We start from the raw sequence: 3,258 nt of genomic DNA on the forward strand, positions 1-3,258 counted from the left end.
CGGTGCGGCCACGGGGCCCGGCGGGGGCGGCGGAGGAGGCGGAGGCGTCGGGCCCGGCATGGCGGTATAGGAGGTGAGGGTCGGCTGCTCGGCCACCGGGGGGCGGGGAGCCGGTGGCCCTTGTCCGGCCGGCGCCTGATCCATCGGGCTCTTGTCCATCGCGACCCGCTGCGCCGGTGGAGCCCAGGGGTCGCGCTCGCGCGGTTCGGGCTGCCTCGGCTGCCCGGGCCGCCGTGGCTCATCCTGCGGCTCGGACGGGTCGTGCTGGTCGGCCATGAAGCTCCCCCACAAAGACGTCCGCCCATGCTACGGCCTGTGGCGGGCCCGTCGGCGACACACCATACGATGACCGGAACCCGCCGTCGGCGGGCGTCTCCCGGAGGTTTCGTTGACCGATCTGACCACCTTCATCGCCGGGCTGCCCAAGGCGGAGCTCCATGTGCACCACGTGGGGTCCGCGTCCCCGCGCATCGTGGCCGAGCTGGCCGCCCGGCACCCCGACTCCAAGGTGCCCACCGACCCCGAGGCACTCGCCGAGTACTTCGTCTTCCGGGACTTCGCGCACTTCGTCGAGATCTATCTCTCCGTGGTGGACCTGATCCGCAACGCCGAGGACGTCCGGCTGCTGACCTACGAGATCGCCCGCGACATGGCCCGGCAGAACATCCGCTACGCCGAGCTGACCGTCACCCCCTACAGCTCGACCCGGCGCGGCATCCCGGACACCGCCTTCGTCGAGGCGATCGAGGACGCCCGTAAGGCGGCCGAGTCGGAGTTCGGCACGGTGCTGCGCTGGTGCTTCGACATTCCCGGCGAGGCCGGACTCGAGGCCGCCGAGGAGACCGCCCGGATCGCCTGTGAGCTGCGCCCCGAGGGGCTGGTCGGCTTCGGCCTCGGCGGCCCGGAGATAGGGGTGCCGCGCCCCCAGTTCAAGCCGTACTTCGACCGGGCCATCGCCGCCGGGCTGCGCAGCGTGCCGCATGCGGGCGAGACCACCGGACCGCAGACGATCTGGGACGCCCTGATCGAGCTGCGGGCCGAGCGCATCGGCCATGGCACCAGTGCCGTCCAGGACCCGAAGCTGCTCGCCCATCTCGCGGAGCATCGCATTCCGTTGGAGGTCTGCCCGACCTCCAACCTCGCCACGCGCGCCGTCGCCACGCTCGATGAGCACCCCCTGAAGCAGATGGTCGAGGCCGGGGTGATCGTCACGATCAACAGCGACGACCCGCCGATGTTCGGCACCGACCTCAACACCGAGTACCAGGTCGCGGCCCGGCTGCTGGACCTGGACGCGGCGGGCGTCGCGGCCCTGGCGAAGAACGCCGTCGAGGCGTCCTTCCTGGACGCCGAGGGCAAGGCGCGGCTCGCCGCGGAGATCGACGCCTATACGGCGGTCGCGGGCCGATGAGGGCGGCGGGGGCGCGCTGCGTCCCGGTCGGCCACCGCGGCGACCCGTATGTGTGCCGTGAGAACACCCTGCCCTCGATCCGCTCCGCGGTGCGCGCGGGGGCGGGCGCGGTCGAGATCGACGTACGGCTGACCCGGGACGGGGTGCCGGTACTGCTCCACGACGCCACGCTGAAGCGGCTGTGGGGCCAGGACCGGCCGCTGTCCGGGCTGACCGCCGACGAGGTGCGGCGGCTGACCGGCGGGGGCGTCCCGACCCTGCGCGAGGCCCTCGCCTGCGCCGGTTCCACCCGGCTGCTGATCGACCTGCCGGACGCGTCGGCCGCGCCCGCCGCCGTCGCCGAGGTGCGGGAGAGCGGGGCGGGCGACCGGGTGTACTACTGCGGCGCGCTGGCGGCCCTGCACGCCGTGCGCCGCGCGGAGCCGGACGCCGAGATAGCGCTGACCTGGACGACGCTGGCCCCGCCCGGTGCGGCGCTGCTGGCCGCGCTGCGCCCCCGGTGGCTCAACTGCCGCTTCGGGCTGGTCTCCCGGGAGCTGGTCGCCCGCCATCACGCCGACGGGCTGCTGGTCTCCGCCTGGACCGCCGACACCCGGCGGTCGATGTCGCGGCTGCTGCGGGCGGGCGTCGATGGCATCACCACCAACCGGGTCGGCGCCCTGGCGGCCCTTCTGCTCAGCGGCTGATCACCGGCTGACGGGCTTCGTACAGGCCGCGGCGCCGGTCCGTAGTGGCGGAACCCCGGCTCGGACGCGGCCGGGCCGCCCGGCTCCACTTGGTCATGGCAGGGGATCCTGCCATGACCAAGTGACAAGCCCGGCGCGGGAATCGGCCGGGGTCGGCCCTGATCGGCTCGGAACCGGCCCGGGATCAGCCCGGGGTCGGCCCTGATCGGCCCGGAACCGGCCCGGGATCAGCCCAGCGACGTCATGACGTGCTTGATGCGGGTGTAGTCCTCGAAGCCGTAGGCGGAGAGGTCCTTGCCGTAGCCGGACTTCTTGAAGCCGCCGTGCGGCATCTCGGCGACCAGCGGGATATGGGTGTTGATCCACACGCAGCCGAAGTCCAGCGCCTTGGACATCCGCATCGCGCGGGCGTGGTCCTTGGTCCACACCGACGAAGCCAGCGCGTACTCCACGCCGTTGGCGTACGAGATCGCCTGCGCCTCCTCCGAGAAGGACTGCACGGTGATGACCGGGCCGAAGACCTCGTTCTGGATGATCTCGTCGTCCTGCTTGAGCCCGGAGACCACGGTGGGTGCGTAGAAGAAGCCCTTGTCGCCGACCCGGTGGCCGCCCGCCTCGACCTTGGCATGGGCGGGGAGCCGGTCGATGAAGCCGGAGACCTGGGCCAACTGGTTGGCGTTGTTCAACGGCCCGTACAGCGCGTCCTCGTCGTCGGGCGCGCCGGTCTTGGTCTCGGCGGCGGCCTTGGCGAGCGCGCTCACGAACTCGTCGTGGATCGACTCGTGGACCAGCACCCGGGTGGCGGCCGTGCAGTCCTGGCCCGCGTTGAAGAAGCCCGCGACCGAGATGTCCTCGACCGCCTTGGGGATGTCGGTGTCCTCGAAGACGACCACGGGGGCCTTGCCGCCGAGCTCCAGATGCACCCGCTTGACGTCCTTCGAGGCGCTCTCGGCGACCTGCTTGCCGGCCCGCACCGAGCCGGTGATGGACGCCATGGCGGGCACGGAGTGCTCGACCATCAGCCGGCCGGTCTCGCGGTCGCCGCAGATCACGTTGAAGACGCCCTGCGGATGGCCCAGTTCCGCCAGCACTCCGCCGATGATCTCGGCGATCAGCACGGTGGAGGCGGGGGTGGTGTCCGAGGGCTTGATGACGACCGTA

3 protein-coding genes and 1 pseudogene are annotated in these 3,258 nt (G+C 72.2%); 2 read left to right on the forward strand and 2 right to left on the reverse strand.

Translation table 11 applies throughout. The features are described from left to right. Positions 1–276: pseudogene (locus tag KN815_RS45065) on the reverse strand (sigma-70 family RNA polymerase sigma factor); the annotation flags it as partial. Positions 277–388: 112 nt separating this feature from the next. Here KN815_RS45065 and KN815_RS45070 point away from each other — a divergent pair. Both KN815_RS45070 and KN815_RS45075 read left to right on the forward strand, forming a co-directional pair. Continuing rightward, on the forward strand, positions 389–1,411 hold the full coding sequence (locus KN815_RS45070) for an adenosine deaminase (protein ID WP_216347592.1): 1,023 nt from the start codon (positions 389–391) through the stop codon (positions 1,409–1,411). Then, positions 1,408–2,097: a glycerophosphodiester phosphodiesterase gene (locus KN815_RS45075; RefSeq protein WP_216347593.1), complete on the forward strand. Its 690-nt coding sequence runs from the start codon at positions 1,408–1,410 to the stop codon at positions 2,095–2,097. Before KN815_RS45070 ends, KN815_RS45075 begins: the two co-directional genes overlap by 4 nt. A 227-nt stretch (positions 2,098–2,324) precedes the next feature. Here KN815_RS45075 and KN815_RS45080 read toward each other — a convergent pair. Then, positions 2,325–3,258: aldehyde dehydrogenase family protein (locus tag KN815_RS45080; RefSeq protein ID WP_216347594.1), on the reverse strand; the 934-nt coding region annotated here is incomplete at its 5' end.

The sequence above is a fragment of the Streptomyces niphimycinicus genome, from assembly GCF_018883605.1.
In the GTDB taxonomy this organism is placed as follows: domain Bacteria; phylum Actinomycetota; class Actinomycetes; order Streptomycetales; family Streptomycetaceae; genus Streptomyces; species Streptomyces niphimycinicus.